At 61.9% G+C, this 25,875-nt stretch carries 20 protein-coding genes; 10 read left to right on the forward strand and 10 right to left on the reverse strand.

Going from position 1 to position 25,875, the window contains the following annotated elements; all coding sequences use genetic code 11:
- Positions 1-423: 423 nt before the first annotated feature.
- The 4 genes from E1956_RS41360 to E1956_RS41375 all read left to right on the forward strand — a co-directional run bounded on the left by E1956_RS41360 (position 424) and on the right by E1956_RS41375 (position 5,842).
- Complete coding sequence (locus E1956_RS41360; RefSeq protein ID WP_197733000.1) at positions 424-1,284, forward strand: IclR family transcriptional regulator; 861 nt, start codon at positions 424-426, stop codon at positions 1,282-1,284.
- Entirely contained in the window at positions 1,263-2,837 is a 1,575-nt protein-coding gene (locus E1956_RS41365) for an AMP-binding protein (RefSeq protein WP_134759114.1), read from the forward strand. The genes E1956_RS41360 and E1956_RS41365 overlap by 22 nt, the downstream gene beginning before the upstream one ends.
- 825 nt (positions 2,838-3,662) lie before the next feature.
- Positions 3,663-4,793, forward strand: coding sequence for an acyl-CoA dehydrogenase family protein (locus tag E1956_RS41370; RefSeq protein ID WP_134759116.1), 1,131 nt, complete (start codon positions 3,663-3,665; stop codon positions 4,791-4,793).
- Positions 4,794-4,831: 38 nt separating this feature from the next.
- Positions 4,832-5,842: a CaiB/BaiF CoA transferase family protein gene (locus E1956_RS41375; RefSeq protein ID WP_134759118.1), complete on the forward strand. Its 1,011-nt coding sequence runs from the start codon at positions 4,832-4,834 to the stop codon at positions 5,840-5,842.
- Between the two features lie 62 nt (positions 5,843-5,904).
- On the opposite strand, the gene E1956_RS41380 is transcribed toward E1956_RS41375, so the two are convergent.
- The 4 genes from E1956_RS41380 to E1956_RS41390 form a co-directional block, all read right to left on the reverse strand.
- Positions 5,905-7,959, reverse strand: a complete 2,055-nt coding sequence (locus tag E1956_RS41380; RefSeq protein ID WP_197733029.1) for a putative bifunctional diguanylate cyclase/phosphodiesterase — start codon at positions 7,957-7,959, stop codon at positions 5,905-5,907.
- A gap of 410 nt (positions 7,960-8,369) precedes the next feature.
- On the reverse strand, positions 8,370-8,552 hold the full coding sequence (locus E1956_RS41385; RefSeq protein ID WP_134759122.1) for a hypothetical protein: 183 nt from the start codon (positions 8,550-8,552) through the stop codon (positions 8,370-8,372).
- 37 nt (positions 8,553-8,589) lie between these two features.
- Complete coding sequence (locus E1956_RS46475; protein WP_167760286.1) at positions 8,590-8,757, reverse strand: hypothetical protein; 168 nt, start codon at positions 8,755-8,757, stop codon at positions 8,590-8,592.
- A gap of 365 nt (positions 8,758-9,122) precedes the next feature.
- Positions 9,123-9,485, reverse strand: coding sequence for a cytosine permease (locus tag E1956_RS41390; protein WP_232072264.1), 363 nt, complete (start codon positions 9,483-9,485; stop codon positions 9,123-9,125).
- Positions 9,486-9,545: 60 nt separating this feature from the next.
- Here E1956_RS41390 and E1956_RS41395 point away from each other — a divergent pair, with 60 nt between their 5' ends.
- From E1956_RS41395 to E1956_RS41410, 4 genes are all read left to right on the forward strand, one after another.
- Positions 9,546-9,929, forward strand: a complete 384-nt coding sequence (locus E1956_RS41395; RefSeq protein ID WP_134759124.1) for a recombinase family protein — start codon at positions 9,546-9,548, stop codon at positions 9,927-9,929.
- A 414-nt stretch (positions 9,930-10,343) separates the two neighbouring features.
- Positions 10,344-12,989, forward strand: a complete 2,646-nt coding sequence (locus E1956_RS41400; RefSeq protein ID WP_232072266.1) for a type VI secretion system Vgr family protein — start codon at positions 10,344-10,346, stop codon at positions 12,987-12,989.
- 4 nt (positions 12,990-12,993) lie between these two features.
- Positions 12,994-14,820 (forward strand): phospholipase D-like domain-containing protein, encoded by a 1,827-nt coding sequence (locus tag E1956_RS41405; RefSeq protein ID WP_134759128.1) that lies wholly within the window; start codon positions 12,994-12,996, stop codon positions 14,818-14,820.
- A 5-nt stretch (positions 14,821-14,825) separates the two neighbouring features.
- The gene (locus tag E1956_RS41410) at positions 14,826-16,091 is read left to right on the forward strand and encodes an SEL1-like repeat protein (RefSeq protein ID WP_472802082.1); all 1,266 of its coding nucleotides are present in this window, start codon (positions 14,826-14,828) and stop codon (positions 16,089-16,091) included.
- Between the two features lie 144 nt (positions 16,092-16,235).
- Here the strand turns inward: E1956_RS41410 and E1956_RS41415 are convergent, their stop codons facing one another.
- Both E1956_RS41415 and E1956_RS41420 read right to left on the reverse strand, forming a co-directional pair.
- Positions 16,236-17,624 carry an aspartate aminotransferase family protein gene (locus E1956_RS41415; RefSeq protein WP_134759133.1) on the reverse strand — a complete coding sequence of 463 codons (1,389 nt, stop codon included), beginning with the start codon at positions 17,622-17,624 and terminating at the stop codon, positions 16,236-16,238.
- 114 nt (positions 17,625-17,738) lie between these two features.
- Positions 17,739-19,229 carry an aldehyde dehydrogenase gene (locus E1956_RS41420; protein WP_134759135.1) on the reverse strand — a complete coding sequence of 497 codons (1,491 nt, stop codon included), beginning with the start codon at positions 19,227-19,229 and terminating at the stop codon, positions 17,739-17,741.
- Positions 19,230-19,459: 230 nt separating this feature from the next.
- Here E1956_RS41420 and E1956_RS41425 point away from each other — a divergent pair, with 230 nt between their 5' ends.
- Positions 19,460-20,377 (forward strand): LysR substrate-binding domain-containing protein, encoded by a 918-nt coding sequence (locus E1956_RS41425; RefSeq protein ID WP_134759137.1) that lies wholly within the window; start codon positions 19,460-19,462, stop codon positions 20,375-20,377.
- 68 nt (positions 20,378-20,445) lie between these two features.
- Here the strand turns inward: E1956_RS41425 and argE are convergent, their stop codons facing one another.
- The 4 genes from argE to E1956_RS41445 are packed head-to-tail and all read right to left on the reverse strand — an operon-like array spanning position 20,446 to position 24,061.
- Positions 20,446-21,609 carry an acetylornithine deacetylase gene (gene argE, locus E1956_RS41430; RefSeq protein ID WP_134759138.1) on the reverse strand — a complete coding sequence of 388 codons (1,164 nt, stop codon included), beginning with the start codon at positions 21,607-21,609 and terminating at the stop codon, positions 20,446-20,448.
- Complete coding sequence (locus E1956_RS41435) at positions 21,602-22,279, reverse strand: DUF1028 domain-containing protein (RefSeq protein WP_134759140.1); 678 nt, start codon at positions 22,277-22,279, stop codon at positions 21,602-21,604. The genes argE and E1956_RS41435 overlap by 8 nt, the downstream gene beginning before the upstream one ends.
- 10 nt (positions 22,280-22,289) lie before the next feature.
- Positions 22,290-22,721: a RidA family protein gene (locus E1956_RS41440; protein ID WP_134759142.1), complete on the reverse strand. Its 432-nt coding sequence runs from the start codon at positions 22,719-22,721 to the stop codon at positions 22,290-22,292.
- On the reverse strand, positions 22,721-24,061 hold the full coding sequence (locus E1956_RS41445) for a flavin-containing monooxygenase (protein ID WP_134759144.1): 1,341 nt from the start codon (positions 24,059-24,061) through the stop codon (positions 22,721-22,723). The genes E1956_RS41440 and E1956_RS41445 overlap by 1 nt, the downstream gene beginning before the upstream one ends.
- A 600-nt stretch (positions 24,062-24,661) precedes the next feature.
- On the opposite strand from E1956_RS41445, the gene E1956_RS41450 reads away from it, so the two are divergent.
- Entirely contained in the window at positions 24,662-25,795 is a 1,134-nt protein-coding gene (locus E1956_RS41450) for a polyamine ABC transporter substrate-binding protein (RefSeq protein WP_134759146.1), read from the forward strand.
- Positions 25,796-25,875 lie beyond the last annotated feature (80 nt).

Here is a 25,875-nt window from a genome sequence, read left to right on the forward strand (position 1 = left end):
GATGATTGAAGTGGGGGAAACCGGTGGCGCCGTTTCATCGGACGCGAGAGCGCGATGGCAAAAACCGCGCACCGGAGACTAAAAATGAATCCACCGGATCAAAATACACCAAGCCATCTCAAAAATTCAATAGCGGTTAACATTTTTCGAAACACAAGGATCATTTTTATTGATTTCTGATCGTCAATCCGCAACACTAGGCTCATGTTTCGGACTTGCAAGATCGAATTTCAGCCGCGGCAGCACAGTTGAGCGTCTTGTTAGGCGCGGCAAAGCGCCGCTGTTGCGAAAAAATGAGCCAGTCGTCTTGAAAAATTGTTCCAGCCCACAGGTGAAAGCTAGAATGCCGGGTTTGCCGCACGGCGGGCCGCGCTCGCCCCAACCCGGCCTGCAGCGCCCTCACCCTTGACGAAGGAACCCGAAATGACCGACATGGCCACCCCGCGCAGCGACGATGCAGCAGATGCACAGCCCGATTCGCAGCTTGTGAGCGCGCTCGCGCGCGGCGTGCGGATCCTGCAGTGCTTTTCGATGGGGGCGTCGGAGCTGTCGGCGCGCGAGCTGGTGGAGCGCACGGGCTTGCCCAAGCCCACGGCGCTGCGGCTCATCAACACGCTGTGCGAGTTCGGTCTGTTGCGCTACTCGGAGCGCATTTCGAAGTACGTGCTGGGCACGGAGATGCTGAGCCTCGCCGCGCCTGCGCTCGGCCGCATGACGATCCGCCAGCTTGCGCGGCCGTTGATGCAGGAGCTGGCCGACTATTGCCAGGGCCAGGTGACGCTCGCGGTGGGCTATCGCCTCAACCTCGCCTACGCCGAGGTGATCCAGGGCGCGGGCAGCGCGGTGTACCGCTCGGAGATCGGCACGCGGGTCTCGCTCTCGCGCACGGCATCGGGCCGCGCGTATCTGTGGACCTTGCCGGCCGAGGCGCGCGAGCAGTATCTGCAGGAAACGCTCACGCGCGACCCGGCCAAGGGCGAGCTGCTCGCACAGCGCCTCACGCAGGCGCAGCAGGAGTTGCGCGAATACGGCTGCACGATCTCGCACGGCGACATGCAGCGCGAAATTCATTCGGTGGCGATTCCACTCGCTTCGCCCATCGACGACGAGTACTGGGTTTTCAGTTGTTCCATTGCGGTATTCAACATCAGCGGCAACCAGTTGACCGCCGACATTGCCCCCCGGCTGATGTCGCTGGTCAGGCGCGTGGAGGCAGCGCTCGGCAGTGTGACTGGAGCCGCGCACGATATGGAGACGAGACCGTGGAGCGTGTCCGCGAACTAGCAGTCGCAGCACCCGGCAAGGAAGCCCTGCGCTTTGCCGGCACCAACGAAATCCTCACTTACGCAGCACTGAACGAACGCGCAGACCGGGTCGCGCACTGGCTGATCAGCCTTGGCCTGCAACCCGGCGACGGCATAGCGCTGCTGTTCGAGAATCATCCCGCGCTTGCCGTGCTCGCCGTCGGCGCCGAGCGCGCCGGCCTCTACTACACCCCCATCAGCATCCAGTTGAAGACCCGCGAGGTCGCCCACGTCCTCAAGGACTGCGGCGCGCGCGTGCTGATCGCCTCGCAGGCGATGCGCGAGCTCGCGCAAACGCTCGTGACCGAGGGCGCCACGCAAGGGGTTGCGTGCTTCATGGCGACAGCGGAAGACGCCTTGGGTAGCGCGGTGGATTGCGCACCGCCGCCTGGCTTCGCTTCGCTCAACGATGCGCTCGCCCGTGTGGACACGCGCGAGCCGCTGCCCGCCTGCCCCCAGGGCCGCGATTTTCTTTACTCGTCGGGCACGACGGGCCTGCCGAAGGGCGTGCTCAAGCCGCTCGTGCCGTGGGAACAGCGCGCCATCGACGACACCGAAATGGCCTCGTGGCGCAAGAGCTTCGGATTCGATCAGGACTCCGTGTATTTGAGCACCGCGCCGCTTTATCACGCGGCGCCGCTGCGCTATCTGATGCGCGTGCTGCGCGTGGGCGGTCGCATCATCGTGCTGCGCAAGTTCGATCCCAAGGCCGCGCTCGATACGATCGAGCGCTATCGGGTCACTCACAGCCAGTGGGTGCCGACGATGTTCATCCGCATGCTCAATCTGCCCGAGGCGGTGCGCAAGCGCTACGACGTGCGCAGCCTGAAAGTGGCGATCCACGCGGCCGCGCCTTGTCCGCCGCTTGTCAAGGAGCAGATGATCGAATGGTTCGGGCCTGTGATTTACGAATACTACGCGGGCTCCGAAGGCGTGGGGCTCACGGCGATCGGGCCCGAGGAATGGCTCGCGCATCGCGGCTCGGTTGGGCGCGCCAAGTTCGGCACGTTGCATATCGTCGACGATGAAGACCGCGATTTGCCTGTGGGCGAGATTGGGCGTGTGTTCTTCGAAGGCGGGCCTCCGTTCGAGTATTTCAACGATCCGGTGAAGACCCGGGGTGTCTTTAACCGGCACGGTTGGGCGACGTATGGCGATATTGGGCATGTGGATGCCGATGGCTATTTGTATTTGAGTGATCGGCGCGTCGATCTCATCATCAGCGGTGGTGTGAATGTCTATCCGCAGGAGATTGAGAATGTGCTTGCGGAGCATCCAGCCGTGGCCGATGTGGCCGTGATTGGCGTGCCGCATGATGAGTTTGGGGAGGCCGTGAAGGCCGTCGTGCAGTTGCGTGAACGTGATGCGGCTAGTCCGCAGCTTGTGGAGGCGCTGCTAGTGTTCTGCCGGGAACGGCTCTCCCATATCAAGGTACCTAGATCGGTGGAGTTTGAGGAGGCGCTGCCTCGGCATGATAATGGGAAGCTGCTGCGGCGGCTGTTGAAAGAGCGATATCGGATCGCTGTGCGCTGATTTTCTTCGCTTGTTAACGCGCTTTGGCATTTACTTGTTTTCGCGGCGGGCCGCAGGCGTTGCCCCTGTGCGGGGCGGCACCTACTTTTCTTTGCAGCCGCAAAGAAAAGTAGGCAAAAGAAAGCGGCTCACACCGCCAGTGTGACGCAGTCCACCACTGCCCTGTCCATCGGAGCGGCTCCGGAGCATCCGTCGCCTCGCACACTCCGCCTCAGTGACAAGGCGCTCATCCTTCCCGCCACGCGCTACGCGCGGGCGGAAGGGTCTGCAAGGAAAACCGGGCGCGCTGGCCGGCAAATGCGCTGGGGTGCCACCCGGTAAGTGCGCGAAGGTGCGGACCGGTAAATGTGCTGAAGTGCTGATCAGTAAATGCGCTGGGGTTCTGCCGGTAAATGCGTTGGGGTGCTGACTAGTGAATGCACAGGCGTGCTGGCTGGCGAATGCGTGGGCGTGCGCCGATCGAATATGCTGGAGTCCTACGAATACGTGTGAATCCCACCGGTTTTGGTTATGCCCTACGGCGCGCGCAGCGCCGCCGGATGGATGAGCCCTTAGTCACTCCGGTTGACGTCGCGTGGTGACAGACGCCCCGGAGCCGCTCCGATATACAGGGCAGTGGTGGACGGCGTCACACTGGCGGTTTGAGCGGCTTTCTTTTGCCTACTTTTCTTTGCCGCGGCAAAGAAAAGTAGGTGCCGCCCCGCACAGGGGCAACGCCTGCGGCCCGCCGCGAATACAAGTTAAGGCCAAAGCAATACAGCAATCATCAGATTAAAAAAACAATCAGTTTAACTTATTAAATCTCAATTTCAGGAGACATCCATCATGCGCAGCATCTTCCGCGAAGACCACGAACTCTTCCGCGAGCAGGCCCGCCGCTTCATCGACCGTGAGATCGTCCCATTCCACCAGCAATGGGAGCACGACGGCATCGTCCCCAAATCAATCTGGCTCCGCGCCGGCGCAGAAGGCCTGCTCTGCTGCACAATTCCCGAAGAATACGGCGGAGGCGGCGGCGACTTCGGCCACGCGGCCATCCTGATCGAAGAGCTAGCACGCGTGAACGCAAGCGGCATCGGCTTCCCGCTACACTCAGACATCGTCGCCCCCTACATCTACGCCTACGGCACCGAAGACCAAAAGCGCAACTGGCTCCCCAAGCTCGCCCGCGGCGAGCACATCGGCGCAATTGCCATGACCGAGCCCGGCACCGGCAGCGACCTGAAGTCGGTACGCACGACAGCACGGCGCGAAGGCGACAACTACATCATCAACGGCCAGAAAACCTTCATCACGAACGGTCAGAACGCAAGCCTCGTGATCCTCGTCTGCAAGACCGCACCAAAGCTCGGCTCGAAAGGCGTTTCGCTGATCGTGGTGGAAGACGGCACCCCAGGCTTCAGCAAGGGCCGCAAGCTCGAGAAAATCGGCCTGCGCGCACAGGACACCTCGGAACTCTTCTTCGAGGACGTGCGCATTCCGGTCACGCAACGGCTCGGCGACGAAAACGCCGGCTTCTCCTACCTCATGCATGAGCTCGCACAAGAGCGTCTCGTGATCGCCGTGCGCGCCGTCGCCTCGATCGAAGGGATGCTCGAGCGCACACTCCAGTACACGCGCGATCGCAAGGTCTTCGGACAGGCGATCTTCGACTTTCAGAACGCGCGCTTCAAGCTCGCACACGCCCGCGCCAGGGCCGAGATGGTGCGCATCTATGTGGACGACTGCATCGCGCGGCATCTGCGCCGCGAGCTTTCGCCCGTGGACGCAGCCATGGCCAAGCTCAACGCCACCGAGCTGCAGAACCAGTTGCTCGACGACTTCCTGCAACTGCACGGCGGCTACGGATATATGTCGGAGTACGTAGTAGGCACCGCCTGGGTGGATGCGCGCGTGATGCGCATCTACGGCGGCACCGACGAGATCATGAAGGAAATCATCGCGCGCACGCTGTGAATGTGCGCGCTCCATCGGAGACCCGGGAGACACCAAAGATGAACCAACCGCTGCAAGGCGTAACGGTCGTGGAATTTGCGGGCCTCGGGCCCGCGCCGTTCTGCGGCATGCTGTTCGCGCAAATGGGCGCGCGTGTGATCCGCATCGGCCGTGCGGGCGAGGCGCTGCCCCAAGACCCGCTGTCGCGCGCACGCGAGCACGTCTCGCTCGATCTGAAGCGCGCGGAGGACGTGGCGCGCGCACTCGACTTGATCGCCAATGCCGATGCGCTCATCGAAGGTTTTCGCCCCGGCGTGATGGAGCGCCTCGGGATCGGCCCGGCCGTGTGCCGCGCGCGGCGGCCCGCGCTCGTCTACGGCCGCATGACGGGCTGGGGCCAGACGGGGCCACTCGCGCACACTGCCGGCCACGACATCAACTACATCGCGATCTCGGGCGCGCTGCACGCCGTGGGCGCGGCAGGCGGCGACCCCGTGGTGCCGCTCAATCTGGTCGGCGATTTCGGCGGCGGCGGCATGGTGCTCGCGTTCGGCGTGATCGCGGCCCTCTTGCGCGCACGCACGAGCGGCGAAGGCTGCGTGGTGGACGCCGCAATGACCGACGGCGCGGCCATGCTCATGAGCATGTTGTACGGCTTTCGCGCGGCCGGCCATTGGAGCGACGCGCGCGGCACCAATCTGCTCGACGGCGGCGCGCCGTTCTATCGCACCTATCGTTGCGCGGACGGCGGCTGGATTGCCGTGGGCTGCATCGAGCCGCCGTTTTACGCGGCGTTCATGAAGGGCATCGGCGCGGACGATCTGCTCGAGCTGCCGCAGCGCGACAAGGCGCATTGGCCATTGATTGCCGCGCGGATCGAGCAAACCGTCGCCACGCGCACGCGCGACGAATGGATCGCCCTGTTCGAAGGCAGCGACGCCTGCGTCTCGCCGGTGCTGGGGCTCGCCGAGGCGCCCCATCATCCGCACAACGTCTCGCGCGGGGCCTTCGCGCAAGAGCACGGCGCTTGGCTGCCGCAATGCGCGCCACGCTTTAGCGCCTTCGATTGAGCTTCGATTGAATCGCGCGTCGCGGCTCACGCGTGCGGTGCAGCCTGGCGGTGCGTCTCGCTTCAGCCCGCTGCCGCCAGCTGGGTCTGCGGCTCGCCCGCCAGTCGGATCTTGCCGCTCTGAACGAGTTGCGCGAGCGGCGCGGGCCGGCCCAGCAAAAAGCCCTGCACTTCGTCGCAGCCTTCGCCCGCGAGCAGATCGAGCTGGTCCTGCGTTTCGATGCCTTCGGCCAGCACGGGAATCCCAAGGCTCTTGCCGAGCGCGAGCACGGCGCGAATGATGGCCGTCGCCTGCCGGTTCGACTGGGCCTCGCTCACGAACGACTGGTCGAGCTTGATCTTGTCGAACGGGAATGAGCGCAATGTATCGAGCGACGAATACCCGGTGCCGAAGTCGTCGAGCGCGAGGCTCACGCCAAGCGCCTTGATGCGCTGGAGCACGTCGAGCGAGCGCTGGCGATCGGCAAAGATCGTCGATTCGGTCAGCTCGAGTTCGAGCCGCGCGGGCGGCAAGCCGGTCTCGGCGAGCGCCTCGCTCACCAGCGCGGGCAAGTCGGCGTGCACGAACTGCACGGGCGAAAGATTCACGGCAACCTTGTACGGCGGCATCCAGGTCGCCGCGCGCATGCAGGCCTCGCGCAGCACCCACGCGCCAATCTGGAGAATCAGGCCGTTCTCCTCCGCAAGCGGGATGAACACGGCCGGCGAGACGAAGCCAAGGCGCGGATGCTCCCAGCGTAGCAGCGCCTCATAGCCGCAAATCTCGCCGCTCGGGACCGAGGTCTGCACCTGATAGTGCACGCTCAACTGGCCGCGCGCGAGCGCCTCGCGCAGGTCGGCCGCGAGTGTGCGGCGCGCCCGCGCCGTCTCGTCCATCTTCGGCTCGTAGAAGCACACCGAGCGCGTGAGGTCGGCCTTCGCGCGATACATCGCGAGATCCGCGTTGTTCACGAGCACGGTCTTCGTGGTGGCATCGTCGGGGTAGATCGCCACGCCGAGGCTCGCGCCCGAGAGCACCTCCCAGTCGTCGTAACGGATTGGCCGGAACAAGGCAGTTTCGAGCCGCAACAGGAAGTCGTCGAGCGCTTCGCGCCGCGCGAAGCGCAGGATGCCCACGAATTCGTCGCCGCCCACGCGCGCGACGAATTCGTCCTCGCGCACGAGGCTCGCGAAGCGGCGCGCGAGAATGCGCAGCACCTCGTCGCCGGCATGGTGGCCGCGCAGGTCGTTGACGTCCTTGAAGCGGTTCAGGTCGATGCCGATCAGCGCGAGCCTTCCGCCCTCGGCCTCCGCGCGCGCCATCTCCACATCGATCCGCTCATTGAAGGCCGCGCGGTTGGGCATGCCGGTGAGCATGTCGGAGAGCGCCATGCTGCGCAGATGCTCGAGCGATTCGGCGCGCACGCTGTCGTCGAGCAAATAGCTCACGAGGCCCGCGCCCACGATGACGAAGGCCATGCAGGCCACCGAAAGCGCGAGCGCCTGCAGCGCGGCGGGATCGGAGAAATGCCCCGACACGGCCATCGGCTCGACCTGGAACGCGCTCATGCCCGTGAAGTGCAGCGTTCCGATCGCAGTCGCGAACAAGCCGGCCACGACGGCCACCGAGCCGTCCGCTCGCCGCGCGGCGCAGTCGAGCGCGAGTGCGCCAAAGCCGACCGAGAGCGCAATCGAGGCGATCAGGTACGGCCAACTCCATGTCACGAGCCCTTCGACGTGGTAGGCCGCCATGCCGGTGTAGTGCATGAGCGCGATGGCCAGGCCGACGAGCGCGCCGCCCAGCGCGGGCGCCGCGCGCGTGAAGCCGCTGCACGCCACGGCGAAGCCAATCAGGCTGCCGGCCAGCGCGATGACCAGCGAGACGAAGGTGAGCAAGGGATCGAAGCTCACGGGCACGCCGGGATCGAAGCCGAGCATCGCCACGAAATGCGTGCACCAGATCGCGACAGCCGACGCGGTGGCCGCGAGAAACTGCCAGCCTGCGCGCTGCACGCCGCGCGTGGCGAACGCGCGCCGCACGAGGCGCGCGGTGACCCACGAGCCGGTGCCGCAGATCAGCAGGGCCACGATGACAAGCCAGATATTGTGCTTGTAGACGATGCAGCCCAGCACGGTCATCACGGGAAGGCCTCCTTTGCGCCTGGATTTAACGATTGCAATGCGGTTTCAAAGCGGTCCGGCGCCATGCGTATGCGGCCCGCTCGCAAGTCTACGGCACTGATGTGTCGCGACTTTATATCACCCTTTTTACTCGACGTATTTGCAAACGTTTGGCGTGATTATTCAGACGATTTTCCGCGATTTGATTGCGGCCTATCGTCTGATATTCGGCACTGACGTTTTGGGGGAGCCCCGGTTTCCGGGGGCGACGCCTGGAAGTGGTACGGCGCGTTTTGGGGATGGATCGAATCGGACGTTCGGCGCTCCGCGCGGCCAGACGGATCGGCGCACAGCATTCTGCCCATGGGAGGCACGGGCGGTTCGCGCCGTGCGTGGGTCTGCCGGGTCGCGATGGTGTGCCCGTGCCCCTACCAGAGGCTATCAAGCAGGATGTGGATAGCGGAATATGCGCTGGAGAAAATGAGCAGACACGCGAGAACCATGCCGATATCCATATACAGATGGATGTGGCGCTCGATATGCGTGGCGAGCAAGCGGTCCGGATCGACCGGAGTCGATTTGACCGCGCGAGAATGGCGAGTGTTGAACATGGTGAATCCCGATCGCGAGCGGACTGGCGAAAGTGCCTCAGTGCGCGTCATGCGTGTCGTTTGTCGCGCCGCTTCCGTCGAACATGCTGTGAGTCGCGGCAAGCGCGCCGAATGACATGAGAATGCCGGCGAAGACCGCACCGGTCAGGGCAAACCTCTTGCCGCGCCCTTCGGCGGCAGCGCCAGTCTCGTCGCGCGAGCGCAAGGCGCCTGTCCCGGCGTGCGGCGGCTCATCCCCAGCAAGCGCATGAGCGCGAGCGCGAATGGACGAAATTTCAATCAGTGAAAGCGGGCTCATGGTGGTCTCTGTCAAAATCGGCTGAACTGGTTTCAGGATAGACAGACGACCCGGCTCGCGGAATCAGACGAGTTCGAGATCCCACTCGTCGAGCGTCCGCGTGAAGCCATGCCTGGGGCTTTCCGACATGGAGGCACGGTTTCCATGCCTGAATCTGTCGGACCTGGCGCTACACGGACGGCGACTGGATTACCGTGGGCCGCATCGGGCCGGCGCCGTACGTCAACGCCTGCGGCAGGCCCACGGTAGTCACGATGCGATCGCTCAGAGCGTCATTCGACTTCGGCGATGGCTTCACGCACATTTCGATCGGCAAGCGCCTGCGTGGGAGTCGACCGGAAACGGCGGCCGGACTGTCCGGCGGCACCCGCCGTAGAGGCCGGCTTCAGCTTGCAACCCAAGTAGTAAACCAGCGACGTCAGCGAGAGTCCGACGATCCACGAGATATCCGCGCCGCCGAGCCGTTTGGCGACTTCACCCGTGTAGAGGTCCGTTGCCATAAACGGCAGTTGCACGACGATGCCAACGAGGTATGAAAAAACGGCCGTCGTATTAAACCGCCCATAGACGCCGCCATCCTGGCGGAAGAACGAATCGACGTCGTAATCGCCGTGACAAACGATGTAATAGTCCACCAGATTGCTGGTGCTACTTCAAACTATACCGAATGTTTGAGCCCATACAGCGGGAAGAACATGAACACCAAACGCACCCCGGCGAGCACGCCACACCACGGCCGCCGCGTGTACTCCTACGAGCGCATCAGCACGAAAACCCAGAGCGCCGGCACCGGTATCGAACGCCAGGCCAGCTACGCTGCGAAGTGGGCGGCAGAGCGCAGACTGGTACTCGACACCTCCCTGAATCTGCGCGATGAGGGGCTGTCTGCCAACCACCAGAAGCACGTCAAGCGGGGAGCGCTCGGCATGTTCCTGCGCGTCGTCGAAGAGAGCCGGCGTGGCAAACCGTTCGCGGAAAACAGTTCGTCACCGGATCGCGCGACGCGTGCAGAGGGCAACGAGCGCTCAATTTTGAGCTTTCATTCGGTGGTTCGCGTTGACCGTCATGTCAGTCCGTAACGCGTACCACGCCAGTTCGCCAAAACGCCCTGCATCCGGATGCGCCCGCCGTGCCGTCTAAGCCCGACCCGAGCGACGGCACCCCGCTATAGAGGCTCGCAGGGGACCTGCATCATGTGGGCTGGGCCTGGGCGGGCGGACGCGGGAAGGACAAGCCTTGCCGCGCCGGGTTTGCGCTCCGATGTGTATCGGCCTTCTCCGTAAATCCAGTAAGACGTCAGTGCGTGTGCCGCCAGCAGTGTTGCGGCCCGTCAAGCCATTGCAATTTTCTGACCGGACCCTGTTGAGGTGGGCTGGCCGCAGGCGTAGAAAACGTGGTGGGCTCAACGAGCCCCGTATCGCGGCCTTTTACCCTTTGCAGTCCTGATGCACCAGGCCGCGCCTCTCACAATAAACAGCAAGGAGGCCAGGCCTGTGGCAGACCTGCAAGACGTATTGCTTGCCATCCCCGGCAGGCAGGCGTTTCACCTTGAGATTCCCGGAACTGCAAGTGCCGCAGAACTGTCGGTCGTGTCATTCACGGCCACCGAGGCGATGGGGGAGCCAGTCACTGTGATGATCGAGGCAACACATCCCGACCAGTTGCCCCGCGCGGATTACCTGAACCTCGACGCCGTTTTCGTCATCACCGCGGAAGACGGGAGCGTGAAGAAGTTTTCAGGCTACCTCGAACGCGTTTCGGCCATCCAGACGACGAACGATTTTACGCGGCACCAGTTCGTCCTGAAGTCGCACTTCGGGCGGCTGGCGGCGGTCACCACCACCGAAGTCTATCAACACATATCGGCCCCCGACATCATCAGGGCGGTACTGCGCCGCCACGGCATTCCGGATCACCTGATGGCATTCCGGCTGCGCCGCCAGTATCCGGTGCATGCGTGGCGCTTCCAGCACCAGATGACCGATCTGGCCTATGTCCAGATGCTGATGCAGAAAGAGGGCATCTACGCCTTTATCCAGGAATCGGAGTACGGCGATCAGGTCGTCTTCGCCGATGACATCGACCATTATCTCTACGACGAGCCGCAGCACATTGTGCCGTACCACGAGGCGGCGGGGCTCGAAGCGGGGGGCGTGGAGGCGGTCACGGCACTGAAGACCCACGCGGAGACGGTGCCGCAGTCGTACACGGTGGCCGACTACAACCCGGAATCGGCTTGGGAGAGATTTAGAGACAGTGCCAACCTCGCCCCGCAGGACCCGACGACCTACGGCCAGCCCTACATTTACGGGACTCACCACCTCGACCAGGCCGGGGCAAAGTGGGAGGCGCAGCTTCGCCACGAGGCGGCCCTCGCACGGCAGATCATCTACGAGGGCAAGAGCAACGTACTGGCGTTGCAGTGCGCAAGTGTGCTGGAGTCCGATCTTGTCCTGCCCGATGCGCCCAAAGGCCAGGTCATCATCGAGGTCACGCACAGCGGTGCGCGCGATGCGCCCTATACGAACCGCTTCAGGGCGATTCCCGCCAACCGGCGCTTCCGGCTCCAGCTCAGGCCGGAAACTTGGGCTCGCATTTCAGGCACACTCAGCGCACGGATTTGCAGTCCTGACAGATACACCTACGGCTATCTCAATGCTGTCGGCTACTACGTCATCCGTCTGGATGCAGACTTCGGCACCTGGCCGAAAGGCGGTGAGAGCGTGCCGATGCGGCTGGCCAAACCCTTCGCGGGGAAGTTGCAGACCGGCATGCACTTTGTCGCGCTGGATAATGACGAGGCCATAATCCGGTTTAGAGACGGGGACCCTGACAAGCCGGAAATTTGCGGGTTTCATCACCACAGCCAGGCGCGCGACCTCATCACGAACGACCGGCGCTGGCTCTCGCGCAACATGATCCGCACGCAGGCGAACAACAAGTTGCGGATGGAAGACTGGGCGGGCCAGGAAGGGGTCAAGCTCAGTACGGAACACTCGGGCAAGTCACAACTGAATCTCGGATACCTGGTTAACAACAAACTCGAATACCGGGGCGAAGGCTTCGAGGTGAGAACATCGGGTTACGGGGTGAATCGCGCGGGCAAGGGCATGATGCTGACGGCCTACGACCGCCCCGCCGCGACCGGCAAGCAACTGGACATGCAGGAGACCATCGCGCAGCTCGAAAGCGCCCTGGCGACCGCGAAGGCGTTGGCTGCATCTGCGGCGAGTGCGAAGGCCGAACCGGCCGACACCGACGCGCAGCAGCAGATGAAGGAGGATTTCGACGGCCTGAAGAAGCCGGGGCTGCTCATGAGTACTCCCGCCTCGGCGGGGATCGTTGCGGGCCAGGGCATCCAGTTCGCGGCCCAGGAGAACATTTCAACCGTGACCGGTAAGAACGCCGACTGGAGCGTGCTGAAGCGCTGGACGGTGGCGGCGGGAGAGAAGATTTCGCTGTTCGTGCAGAAGGCTGGCATCAAGATTTTTGCGGCCAAAGGCCCCGTCGAGATACAGGCGCAGGGCGGCCCGCTGTCGCTCGATGCGAACCAGGACCTGACGATATCGAGTGTCAATGGCGTGGCGCGCATCGTGGCGAAGCAGGAAATGACGTTGACCTGTGGTGGTGCGTTCATCCAGTTCAAGGACGGCAGCATCACGCTCGGCGGTCCAAACGATCTGTTCCTGAAGGTCATCACGATCCAGAAGCAGGGCAAGGCGACGCTGAACCAGCCGCTGGACCTGACGCACCCGGTGCTCTCAGGCCTGCCGACCGTGCCGCTCGCGCTGAATACCGCGGCGTCACCCGCTTCGCGGGCTGCGATTCCCGCTGGCATGCCCTACAGGCTGTTTGTGGGCAGCACCCTGGTCAAACAAGGGGTATTCGATGAAACCGGGCTGCTCCAGGTCGATCACCATCCGACCACGCAGCAATACAAACTCGAACTGGCGAGCGGGGTGACACACACGATTCCAGTCGCGAAGGCATATCGCAGCAACGCAGCGAATGGTGATCTCGCGAATCAGGGCTTTCACTTCCATGAGAGTCAGCCATCCGCTGATATCAATCCATCGGGCGACCGCGCGCTAAACCGGCAGCGTTACAGCAAGTTGCTCAATCCTGAAGCGGAGCAATGAAAACGTGGGCAAACCTTCATCTATTGTTACCCCGATTGCACTTGACCAGACCACCTCGGCACTGATCTGTACGCCATGGTTCGTGCAACTGACTGAGTATCCTCCGATGGAGGCATCGTATCGCCCATTGGTCAACGGCGAGGAGGCGTTCGGCGCCTTATACGATGCCATCGATAATGCGAAGCACACTATCGACTACATCTGTTGGGGTCTCCAGCCGTCGATGTATTTCAAACGCGTCGGCGGCAATTCGCTTTGCATCGGCGACCTGCTCATCAAGAAAGGCCAGGAAGGAGTCGTGGTTCGCATCCTCTGCTGGGCAGATACCTTTGCGGCTGGACAGTTTCTCGAGAACGAAAATCCCGGATACGACCTGGTACGTAGCATCTCGACGCAAAACGAAAACAATACGCAGCGCGAATATGACCGCGCCTGGTACGCACGTGCCCGTATCATCGCTGCGGATCGAGCCGCAGCAGCCCGATCGCTGACAGGTATTCATGCTCTCAAGAATATTCACCTGGTGACGCGGGACTTTTCGCTGACTGACCGCGTTGAAATCATGTATCGGGAGTCCTTGCGCCGCGCGGACAAGAGTCTAAGCGAGCAGGCGGTTGTGCTTGGCTTCGGTGCCGGACCATCGCATCACCAGAAAATGGTGCTGATCGACTATGAAGCTCCCGAACAGGCTGTGGGCTTCGTTATGGGCCACAACACGCTTGACGCATACTGGGATGACGATTCGCATGGCTACGCGCGGAAGAATGCCCGCTTCGGGCGTAATGGCCAGACGCCACGCCAGGACATGTCGAGTATTGTCACGGGGCCGATTCTGGAGTGTCTGAACGCGAATTTCTGCACCGCGTGGAAGCACAACGCGAAGGTTGATTTGCAGACAAAGCGGATGCCGCTGTCGAAACAGCTTAAGGTACGTCGCGACTTTGGTACGCCTGTGATGGCGCAGATCACGCGCACCCAGTCGCAGGAAGGAAGGCGCGATATCAAGTCGCTGTATCTCCAGACTGCGGCCAACGCGGCGAAGTTCATCTACATCGAAAACCAGTATTTCCGCTGGGAGCCGCTGGCGGACAAGATCAAGGAGGCTGCCGCGAGACAGGTCCAGTGGGGCCGCGATCCCGGCAAGCATGGGCCGGTCTATCTGTTCGTCGTCACGAACTCAAGTGACGAAGGGGTGGGTAGCGGCACGGTGAGCACCTACAACATGCTGAAGAGCCTCGGACAGGGAAAACTCATGTCAGGCCTGGCACAGGAAGATCAGGATGCCCAGCAACCAGTCGATATCATGCGTGCGGTAAATGAACTGGCCGTTGCCCGGATGAGTTCAGGTCCTGATGCTGCTGCACGGCAGAAGGCAGCGCAACAGAAACTCGATGATGCCCGACAGGGCAACGGTGGCCCGCTGGCGGTGAGGGATATCCCCGGCCTGAAGATTCATATCTGCACGCTGGTCGCACCGGATTCGCCAGGCGACAACTGGATGCCGGTCTATATCCACAGCAAGATCATGATTGTCGATGATGTATTCCTGACGCACGGCTCCGCGAACATCAACACGCGCAGCATGGAGGTGGACAGCGAGTTGAATATCTGTCACGAGCGGATGGACGTGACGCAGCCGCTGCGGCGGCGCTTGTGGCATATCCATACTCGCGGGATAAAAGACGGGGCATCGGATTCGCCTAAGTCGGCGTTTGATGCTTGGGATGACATTATTAAGCGCAATGCGAGAAAACAGAAAAACGGAGAAGCACCGATTGCGTCGCTTATTGGCTTTTCGCGCGCTTCAACGACGAAGAGCAACGTGGATTAAAGATCATGCCAAAAGTCTCCTTGATAGTTCTTTTGGCGTCGCTGCTATGTGCCTGTTCGAACAAGGATAATCCGATGCCCTCTCAAACCGACTGGAGCGCCGTGCGTGCGAAGCTGGCCTTTACATGCGTTCATGCGGCGGACCATTTGCCTGCACTTGATCCGACTGCTGATGCGCTATTCAAATACGCGCGCTATCTACAGAAGCAGGATGGCCCAAAGAACTACGACGAAATTGCCCGGTATTATCGGATTGCGGCAGCTAGCGGGCACTACAAGGCCAACAACAATTTGCAGAATATGCTTGAAAACGGTCAGGTATCCTCGCCAGATGCTCCTGCGGAAGCTGTTGATCTCGCCAGTCAGCTAATCAAAGCTGCCATACCTTGGGGTTACTACGAGATGGGTCACTACCTTGAAGTGGGCTATGGCGTTGAGCAGGACGCAGAGAAAGCGCGTCACTATTTCCGGCAGGCAGCCGATCTGGGCGATCCGGACGCACAGTATTACGTTGGCGACCTGCTTTCTCCGAAGGACCGCGCCCCGGATATTTCGAGGCAAATGATGCGGTGTGCGGTAGATCAAGGGTTTGGGAAGGCGGCGAGCGACCTTGGCGTAGATCTTATGGATAGCAAATCTTATGTGCAAGCTACCGAGATCTTTCAAAAGGGGGTCGAGGCAGGCGACGAGCAATCGGCTAGATTTCTGGCAAATGGGTTCGACACCGATACATCCGATCCGCTGTACTACTTGGAACTTGCTCGCGACCCGGAAAGATCACGCCGCTACAAGCTGATCGGCAAGTTCATCGATGACCATGACGGCCTCAATCCCAAGGTGCCGGACATCGACCTGATCGTGCCGCTGCCGCCCGCGAAGCTGCCGGAGTGGGACGGCACCTTCCAGTGGCAGAAGGAGCAAGACGCCGCCGTGCCGCCATCGAAGCCAGCCGAATCGCTCGTCGCGAAACTGGCCCGCGAGAAGAATCTCGACCCGGCGACGGGCCTGCCCCTCAAGCCCAAGGATAGCCGCGTTCCTCTCGGCACGACGGCGTACACCAATGAGGCCTGTCCGCAGGAGGGCGTGTGGTGTGCGAAGCAATGGACATACTATAGTCCGGAAGCCACGCAGCACTTCAGCAAGGGGCAAACCATGCCGGATCTGCTCCTCCGCTATCCCCGCTCCATGAAAATACTCGATGCCCTGCTTGGCGTGCGTGAAGACCGGACCTATGCGACGTGGACCCTTGTTTCATACAGCAAGCAGGCATAGTGCGATGAGGAATCCAAAAAGACACTGGCTTGTCCGGTACTGGTTTTATATCCCCTTCTGGATGGCCGTCGCATTGTCGGTACTCAAACAAAAATGGCGAGATCACGCGTCGCGTGATCTCGCCATTGTATGAATAGCCTTTATTTAGTTATTCTGCGCAATCATTGCCGCGGTGGCGTCCACCGCCTTGCGCATCTTGTCGACGAGTTCGTCGATCTGTCCGTGCGTCATCACCAAAGGCGGCGCCACGATCAGCCGGCCGTTCGTCGAGCGCACTATGGCGCCCGCATCGAACGCCACGCTGCGGCTGTGCCACGTCAGGTCCGCTTCGTTCTCGTAGCGCTCACGCGTCGTCTTGTTCCTGGCGAACTGGATCGCCGCTACGGCTCCCGCGCCCTGAATTTCGCCGATGAGCGGATGGTCGGCGAACGCTTCCCGCAGCAGCTTCTGAAGATACGGACCCGTGTCGGCCTTTGTGCGCTCGACCAGTTGCTCGCCTTGAAGCACGTCGAGGTTCGCCAACGCCACCGCGGCGGCAACCGGATGGCCCGAATAAGTCAGGCCATGTGCGAAGACGCCGCCCTTCTCGACCAGCGTCTCGCCAATGCGGCGGTTCATGATGAGCCCGCCCATCGGCACGTATCCCGAGGTCAGCCCTTTCGCCACGCAAACGAGATCGGGCGTGAAGCCAAAGTAACGGTGCGCGAACCACTCGCCTGTGCGGCCGAAGCCGCCAATCACCTCGTCGGCGCAGAGCAGCACGTCATATTGCCGGCAGATACGCTCGATCTCCTGCCAGTATCCCGGCGGCGGGAAGATCATGCCGCCGGCGCCCTGGAACGGCTCCGCAACGAACGCGCCTACGTTCTCGGCGCCGAGTTCCAGAATCTTGCGCTCGAGCGATCGCGCCGCCTTCAGGCCGAACTCCTCCGGTGTCAGGTCGCCGCCGTTGGCGAACCAGTAGGGCTCGTCGACGTGCGTGATGTTGGGAATCGGCAGATCCCCCATCTCGTGCATGAAGCTCATACCACCGAGCGACGCGCTGCCGACCGTCGAGCCGTGATAGCCGTTCACGCGGCCGATCAGCACCTTCTTCGTCGGCTTGCCCATGATGTCCCAGAAGCGGCGGACCGTGCGGATCAAGACCTCGTTGGATTCAGAGCCCGAATTCGTGTAGACGACGTGGCTGAACGGTTCGCCCAGCAGGCCGAACAGCCGCTCGGACAATTCGATTACCGAAGGGTGCGTGGTATGAAAGAACATGTTGTAGTACGACAGTTCCTTCATTTGGCGCGAAGCCGCCTCCACGAGCTCCGGGCGTCCGTAGCCGACGTTCGTGCACCAGAGACCGGACATGCCATCGATATAGCGATTGCCGTCCGAATCCCATAGATAGCTACCTTCGCCGCGAACCATCACACGGGGACCTTCCGCATTCAGCGCCTTTTGATCCACGAACGCGTGGATGTGATGCGCGGCATCGGAGCGCTGGAAGTCGCGGGTCGTACGGTGACCGGGTGTGGGAGCATTCATAAAGTCTCCTAATCATGTAGTGAAGTTGGCGCGAAGCATTGGCACGCGCGAGCAATTGACGATTCGGGAATGAGCAGCCCCAAGCGGTTCATCGCAAGGGGCTTGCTACCGATATCAGCGAAATTGAAACCACGTGGTTTTCAGTTGGCTGTATTTGTCGAATGAGTGCAAGGACAAGTCCCTGCCGAAGCCCGACTGCTTGCCGCCGCCAAACGGCACGGTCACATCGAGGGCATCGACGGTGTTGACGGACACCGTGCCGGCCTTCAGCGCACGCGCCACGCGATGGGCGCGATTGAGGTCGTCGGTCCAGAGCGAGGCGGCAAGGCCGTAGACGCTGTCGTTGGCGAGGCTCAACGCCTCTTCCTCGGTGTCAAAGCTGCTGATGGCGAGGACGGGACCAAACACCTCATCGCGCGCGAGCCGCATGTCTTGACGCACATTCGCGAACACCGTGGGTTCGACGAAGTTGTCCGAGCCATTCACGCTCAGGCGCTTGCCCCCCGTCACCAGACGCGCGCCATCGCGCTGCGCCTGCTCCACGGCGCTCATGATCTGCGAAGTCTGCTGCGCGTCGACAATCGCGCCTGCGCGGCTCGCCGGATTGAGCGGATCGCCGGGCATCCAGTCACGCGCTTTTTTCATCAGGCGTTCGATGAACTCGTCCTGAATGGAACGCTGCACGTAGAGACGCGAGTTTGCCGAGCACACTTCGCCCTGATTGAAGAAGATGCCGAATGCGGCCTTTTCCGCGGCGAGGTCGAGATCGCGACAGTCTTCGAAGATGAGATTCGGACTCTTGCCGCCGCATTCGAGCCATACCTGCTTGAGGTTGGACTCCGACGAATAGCGCATGAAGTATTTGCCAACCTGAGTGGACCCCGTAAACACGAGGCAATCCACATCGGGATGCAGACCCAACGCGCGTCCCGTAACTTCACCCAGACCCGGCACGACATTGAGCACGCCTTCGGGCACACCTGCTTCGAGCGCCAGCTCGGCCAGACGCAACGCGGAAAACGGCGACTGCTCCGCGGGCTTCAGCACCACGCTATTGCCCGCGGCCAGCGCCGGCGCGAGCTTCCATGCCGCCATGTCGAGCGGGAAATTCCACGGCACGACCGCTGCGACCACACCGAGCGCTTCGCGCGTGATGGTCGCCAGCGCGTTCGATGCAGTAGGCGCGACCTGGTCGTAGAGCTTGTCGAGCGCTTCGCCATACCACGCGAATACGTGGGCCGCGCCCGGCACGTCGATGTTATAGGCGTCCATGACCGGCTTGCCCATATTCAGCGAGTCGAGCAGGGCCAGTTCCTCCCGGTGCGCCAGCATGAGCTCCGAGAGCCGCTGCAAGACCTTCTTGCGCTCACCGGGCGCCATGCGTGCCCATGGCCCCTTTTCGAACGCCTGACGCGCGGCGCGCACGGCCAGATCGACGTCCACCTCATTGCATGCCGCGACGTGTCCCAGCCGCTGATTCGTGGCCGGATTGATCGAGTCGAATGTCGCGCCCGAAGCCGCGTCCACGCGACGTCCGTTGATCACCGCCTTTTCGATGAAAGCCTGCTCGGCAGCTCGCCGCTGCCAGTACCCGAGATCGAACATGCTGCGCTCCGCTTGGACCGCTGCTGCGGCCCGGTTGCTTTGTAATTGAAGAGGATGGTGCGGTATTTCGCGCGAAAGGAAAATTATTAAAAATATTCTCGGGCGATATGATAAAACTTTGCAGCCGAGCCCCACTGCGGCGCCTTTCCCAGGGTAAGGTTACGCACATAAAACACAGGACAAATAGTCCGCGCGGCCAAAGTGCCAGCGGCCGGATATCAGAGGGACACGTGGCTTTTTATACCTTGCGGCAACTGAAGTACCTCGTCACCACGGTGGAAGCCGGCAGCGTGGCGGAGGCGTCGCGACAGCTCCATATTGCTCCGCCGTCTATTTCGAGCGCCATCAAGGGGCTGGAAGACAGTTTCGGCGTGAAGCTTTTCATCCGCCATCACGCCCAGGGCGTGTCGCTCACGCCCGGCGGAACGCGCTTCTATCGCAAGGCGCAGGAGTTGTTGCGCGTGGCGCGCGAGTTCGAACAAAACGCACTCGCCGACAACGACGTGGTGACGGGCCAGATCGACATCGGCTGTTTCGAGACCGTGGCCCCGCTGTATCTGCCGCAATTGATCGCGGGTTTTCGCGAGCTGTATCCGGGCGTCAACATCCGGCTGCGCGACGGCGAGCAGCAGGATCTCGTGCAGGGGTTGACGGCCGGGACCATCGACGTGGCGTTCCTCTACGATCATGAGCTCGACGGCACCATCGAAGCCGAGCCGCTCATGCCGGCACAAAAGCCCTATGTGCTGCTGCCCGAGAATCATCGGTTCGCGCGGCAGTCGCACGTCTCGTTGCACGATCTCAGTGTGGAACCCATGATTCTGCTCGACGTGCAGCCGAGCCGCACCTATTTCGTCAGTCTTTTCCACGATCTGGGCCTGACACCCAATATCGTCTTCGGCTCCCCCTCGATCGAAATGGTGCGAGGGATGGTGGGGCAAGGATTCGGCTTTTCACTGCTCGTGACACGCCCGAATTCGGAATGCACCTACGATGGAAAAAGGGTGGTAACGATCGACATTACAGAGTCGGTTACGCCTTCGGGTCTCGTGAGCGCGCGGCTCAAGCGCGGACAACTGACCAAGCCCGCGCAGCTGTTCGTCGACTTCTGCCGGGAGCAGCTCACCCATCTGCACGCGTCGAAATAGCCATGCGCCCCGCTCACCATGCGTCGATGCATGGTGAGCGGGGCGCATCGATGAAGGCCGCTCTGCGTTCAGAGCGGATGCTTCAAACGCGTTGCCAGGCGCCCGAGCATCGCGTCGCAAGCGGCGAGTTGCGCCTCGCTGATGAACTCGTCCGGCTTGTGCCCCTGATCCATGCTGCCGGGTCCGCATACGACCGTCGGTATGCCCGCCTGCTCGAAAAGACCGCCTTCTGTTCCGAATGCGACGGTGCCGAATTCCGATGAGCCGCTGATCGCCGCCAACAGCCGGGCCGCTTCGCTTTCATGCGGCGTCGCGAGCCCTGGATAAGCGCCCAGCGACTGGAAGCTAATGTCCGTTTCGGGCTTCACCGTTCGCATGGCGGGGAGCAGTTCCGTCTGGGCGTACCGATCCAGATCGTCCGCCACCTCCTGCGCATCGAAACCGGGCAACGTGCGCACTTCAAAATCGAACTCGCACTCCGCCGGCACGATGTTCAGCGCCCTGCCGCCCTTGATCACGCCCGTTTGCACCGTCGAGAAAGGCGGATCGAAGCGCGCGTCATGGCGCTCGGGGCGCGCGAGCTGCGCGCCGATTTCATCGAGCCGCCCAATCAGGCGAGCCGCATACTGGATCGCATTCACGCCATACGGTGCGTACGCGGAATGGCACGCGGCACCCTTTACCGAGCATCGCATCGCGAGCTTTCCTTTGTGCCCGAGCACGGGCTTCATCCCCGTTGGCTCGCCGATCAGACACAGAACCGGCTTGTGCGGACGCTTCGCAAGCTCGGCGAGCATCGGGCGCACACCGAGGCATCCGACCTCCTCGTCATACGAAAACGCCAGATGGACCGGCACATGCAGATCCGCCTCGATAAACGCGGGAACCGCTGCCAGAACCGAGGCAATAAAGCCCTTCATGTCCGCCGTGCCGCGGCCGTAGAGGCGCCCGTCGCGCGCAGTCAACCGGAAGGGCTCGACCGTCCACGCTTGCCCATCGACCGGCACGACATCCGTGTGCCCGGAAAGCACCACGCCGCCGCGCCCGCCCGGGCCGATCGTCGCAAAGAGATTGGCCTTCGTCCGTTCCGCGTTATAGATCAGTTCACTGCGGACGCCGAACCCGGCCAGATAGTGCTCGATAAACGCAATCAACTCGAGGTTCGAGTCGCGGCTGACCGTCTGGAAAGCCACCAGCCGTTCGAGCAGCATGCGGCTGCATAGGTCACTCATCGCCCGGCACTCCGTAGCTCGGCGCCAAGGTGGGGTTCAGCGCTCGTGTCAGGTAATCCTGCATCTGCGGACGATAAGCCTGCCAAAGCGTGTCGAGCTGCCCAATCGGATCTTCGTCCGCCCAGTCGACGCGCAAATCGGCAATGGGCCATGTGTGATCGCCAACGATCTTCAACGCGGCCGAATGCACGGGCCCGGCCTCTCCACCCGCGTCGGTCGCGGCGTGCATTGCCGCGAGCAGACGGTCCGCCAACAGACCCGCAGCGTTTTCGAAGGCGTGCACCATGGCAGCGGTGACCTCGATGCTCGCGAGCATATTGCCCGCGGCCACGCATTGCTCCCCTGCCAACGCATGATGAACGCCCAGCGCCTCTTTGCCGGTGAAAAACGCCGTGCGGCCCTGTGCGTCGATGGTCGTCACCTGCCGATACTCGCTCCAGCCGTTCGCGTTGAGGGCGCGCTCCACGGCTGCGGCGGGCTCCAGCTGGTCGTGCTCCAGCAGGTCGAGCACCTGCGGGCCCAGTGCCGGCAGCGTGACGTTCTGCGTGGCCACGACTCCGACGCCCGCCCGCGCCCACGGGCAACGCGCACCCACCGCGATACTGGAGGAGCTGATGGCGATGCCAAGCTGCCCGGTCTCCGGGCAACGTCCGACGATCGAAAATGTCATGGCCTGCTCCTTATGCCTGTGCCTGCGTCCAGCCGTCCGGAACCACAGCGATGACGTCGATTTCCATCAGCCATTGCGGCTGCCCCAGTGCCGACACCACGAGACCGGTGGAAATGGGAAAGACCCCCTTGAGCCACTTGCCGACCTCCTGATAGACCGGCTCGCGATAGCGCGGGTCGATCAGATACGTGGTCGTCTTGACGACGTGGGAGAGATCGCTGCCGGCTTCCTCGAGCAGTTGCTTGACGTTCTTCATGGCCTGCTCTGCCTGCGCACGCGGGTCGCCCAGGCCGACCAGGCGTCCCTCGAAATCGGTCCCCACCTGACCGCGCACATAGACCGTGTTGCCGGCCCGCACGGCCTGGCAAAGATCGTTGTCCAGCGACTGGTTCGGATAGGTGTCCTTGGTATTGAACATGCGGATGCGAGTATGAGTCGGCATCAAATAACTCCCAATGCGTTGGTGTTTTGAATCTGCGAATCGACGTTCGCGTACCCGGTGCTGGCGAGATGCGCTTCGGCCTTGCGCTGCGCGGCGTCGCGATACTCGAGATAGCTGCTCTGCGTGGCGATATGGCCGGCAACATGCTTCGCGTCGTGCCAGACGCCCCAAATGAACGACGACCCGCGTCGGGACAGCCACGGCAGCCCCACAAAATAAACGCCCGGCTCTGCCGAGACGCCGCGCTGATGCTTGGGCTTGCCCTTGTCGTCGAATGCATTCACCTGCAGCCAGCCGTAGTCGTTGGCGTAACCCGTGGCCCACACGATCGACGTCACGCCGGCTGCCGCCAGATCCAGCTCAATAAGCGGATGCGCCACGCAATCCGGATCCGGCACGATCTCGCGCGCGGCCGGCTCTTCCGGCAAATCCAGGCCATTGCGAGCAATATAGGCGTCTGCCGCATCGAGCAAAGACAGATAGTTCGCGTCGCCGTTCGCGAGATTCGTCTCGAGGTCCGCTTCAAAGGTCACGACGTCATTGGCAAACGCCTTGGTGAGGCCAACGAGCGTCATGCCCTGATGCGCGAGCTTTCGGAAGTTGACCGTATGCCCCCCCCTGGCGCCGCTGACCGCGATGGTGACGTGTTCCCTACCCGGCACGACGGTCTCGGTATCCCACAGCCCGAGCACACCGAGCCACCAGCAGAAGTCGCGGTTCCGATACGTGCGCGGCGGACGATCGTGAGGGCCGACGGAGAGATACACCCTCTTGCCCGCGCGCATCAACTCTTCGGCGATCTGCACGCCCGACGAGCCGGCGCCCACCACCAGCACCGCTCCGTCCGGCAATTGCTCGGGGTTGCGATAGTCGGCCGAGTGAATCTGCACGAAGCGATCGGACTTGGGCGCAATCGGCGGAATGACAGGTCGCTGGAATGGCCCCGTGGCCACCACGACGCGGCTCGCTTCGATCACCCCGCTGTTCGTCTCAACGGTAAAGCCACCGCGGCCTGAATTGCGCGTGACCCGGGTCACTTCCACGCCGGTGCGAATGGGCGCGCGGAACTTCTTCGCGTAGGCCTCGAAGTAGTCGGCCACGCGCTCCTTGGACGCGAAAGCGTCAGGATCGAGGTCATCGAATTCCATGCCGGGAAAGCGATCGTGCCAGGCGGGACCGTTTGCGACGAGGGAGTCCCAGCGGCCGGTCCGCCAGCGTTCCGCGATGCGGTTCCGCTCGAGAACCAGATGCGGCACGCCAAGCTTGCCCAGGTGTTCGCTCATGGCGACGCCGGCTTGCCCGGCGCCCACAACGAGCGTGTCAACGGTTTCGATACTCATTGCTCTTTCCTCGTACGAGGGCTAGTGGTTGGTGTTGTTCATATTCTCTTCAGAGTCCAGGAATTACGAAATTATGATTTTTGTGTTCCTTGGCTAGCAAAAACCTCTTGGTGCCGGGTGCATAGGAAAAATCTCCGCAACCAGTAAAGAAACTATTTTTTTCCGTCTCTTTGCACCGTGCTACGCTTGATCCGTCGTTCGCAGCGCAGTGCCAGAAACCGGCCAAACGCCCGCCAGGACTGCCTTTGAGGGGCCGGCTCGCTGGCCATTCAGGCGCGGCGCGGCTGTCGAATGCGGTTCCATCGGCGGGGAGAGAGAGGCGGTATGGACGAGATCGGCGAGCTTGCGGAAAGGCAGCGCATCGTGATGTTCGAGGCGATAGCGCTCGTCATGTCCCGTAGCGAGCGACCTGGTAGCCGACCGCGCAGCACCTCGTCGTGATGTTCACGGAATCGGATTTATACAGCGACTGAATTCATACATATTAATTCGCATTCCTTACAACAATACAAAACCCCATTAAAAAAATCCAGTCCTTTCGGATATTCATTGATCGCCAATGATGCTCGCTTCTACTTCTTTGCCCATAGAGGAAACAACATGAGTGCCCATCGCAAGCGCCATTACCTTCGTCCGACCATCGCAGCCGTCTCACTCGCAACGGTGGCCACCTTGGGGTCATTCACTACGATCCCCGTACACGCGGCCGATACCCAGTTGAACGTCTACAACTGGTCCGACTACATCGGCAAGGACACCATCCCCGACTTCGAGAAGCAGTCCGGCATCAAGGTCAAATACGACAACTACGACAGCGACGACACGCTGCAGGCGAAGCTGCTCGCGGGCAATTCCGGCTACGACATCGTGGTGCCCACCTCGAACTATATGTCGCGACAGATTCCGGCTGGCGTGTATCAGAAGCTCGACAAGTCGAAGCTGCCCAACCTCGCGAATCTCGATCCGGCCATCATGAAGGTCATTGCGCAGTTTGACCCCGGCAATCAGTACGGCGCGCCGTACGCCTACGGCACGGACGGCATCGGGTACAACCAGCAGGCCGTACAGAAGGAGCTCGGGGCGAATGCACCGGTGGACAGTTGGGCGCTCATCTTCGATCCGAACAATCTTTCGAAGCTCAAGAGCTGTGGCGTTTCATTCCTCGACCAGGCCACCGACGTATTCGCCGCGACGCTGCAGTACATGCACAAGGACCCGAACAGTCTCAACCCCAGCGATTACCAGGCGGCGTATGAGGTGCTGAAGAAAATCCGCCCGTACATCACGCAGTTCAATTCGTCGGGCTATATCAACGATCTCGCGAACAACGATATCTGTGTCGCGTTCGGATGGTCGGGCGACGTGGGCATTGCGCACCGTCGTGCTCAGGATGCCAAACGCGGTTACGACATCAAATTCGCGAATGCCAAGGAAGGGGGGCTGATCTGGTTCGACGTCATGGGCATTCCCAAGGATGCCCCGCACCCCGAAGCCGCACTGGCCTGGATCAACTACATTGAAGATCCGAAAGTCAACGCCGGCATCACCAACGACGTCTTCTATCCCACTCCAAACAAAGCGGCGCGTTCCTTTGTGACCGCCTCGGTCTCCAACGATCCGGGGGTCTACCCGCCCGAGGACGTGCTCTTCAAGATGACGCTCATCAAGGCGCTGCCCGCAGACATCCAGAGACTCGAAAACCGCCTGTGGGCACAGCTCAAAACCGGGCATTGAATCGCGTGATCGCGGCCCGCTGACCGGATTGCTACCGGCCGCATCCTGACCTTTCCCTTTGCGAATCATACGTTCCACCT

This window comes from Paraburkholderia pallida (genome assembly GCF_004524855.1).
Lineage (GTDB): Bacteria > Pseudomonadota > Gammaproteobacteria > Burkholderiales > Burkholderiaceae > Paraburkholderia > Paraburkholderia oxyphila.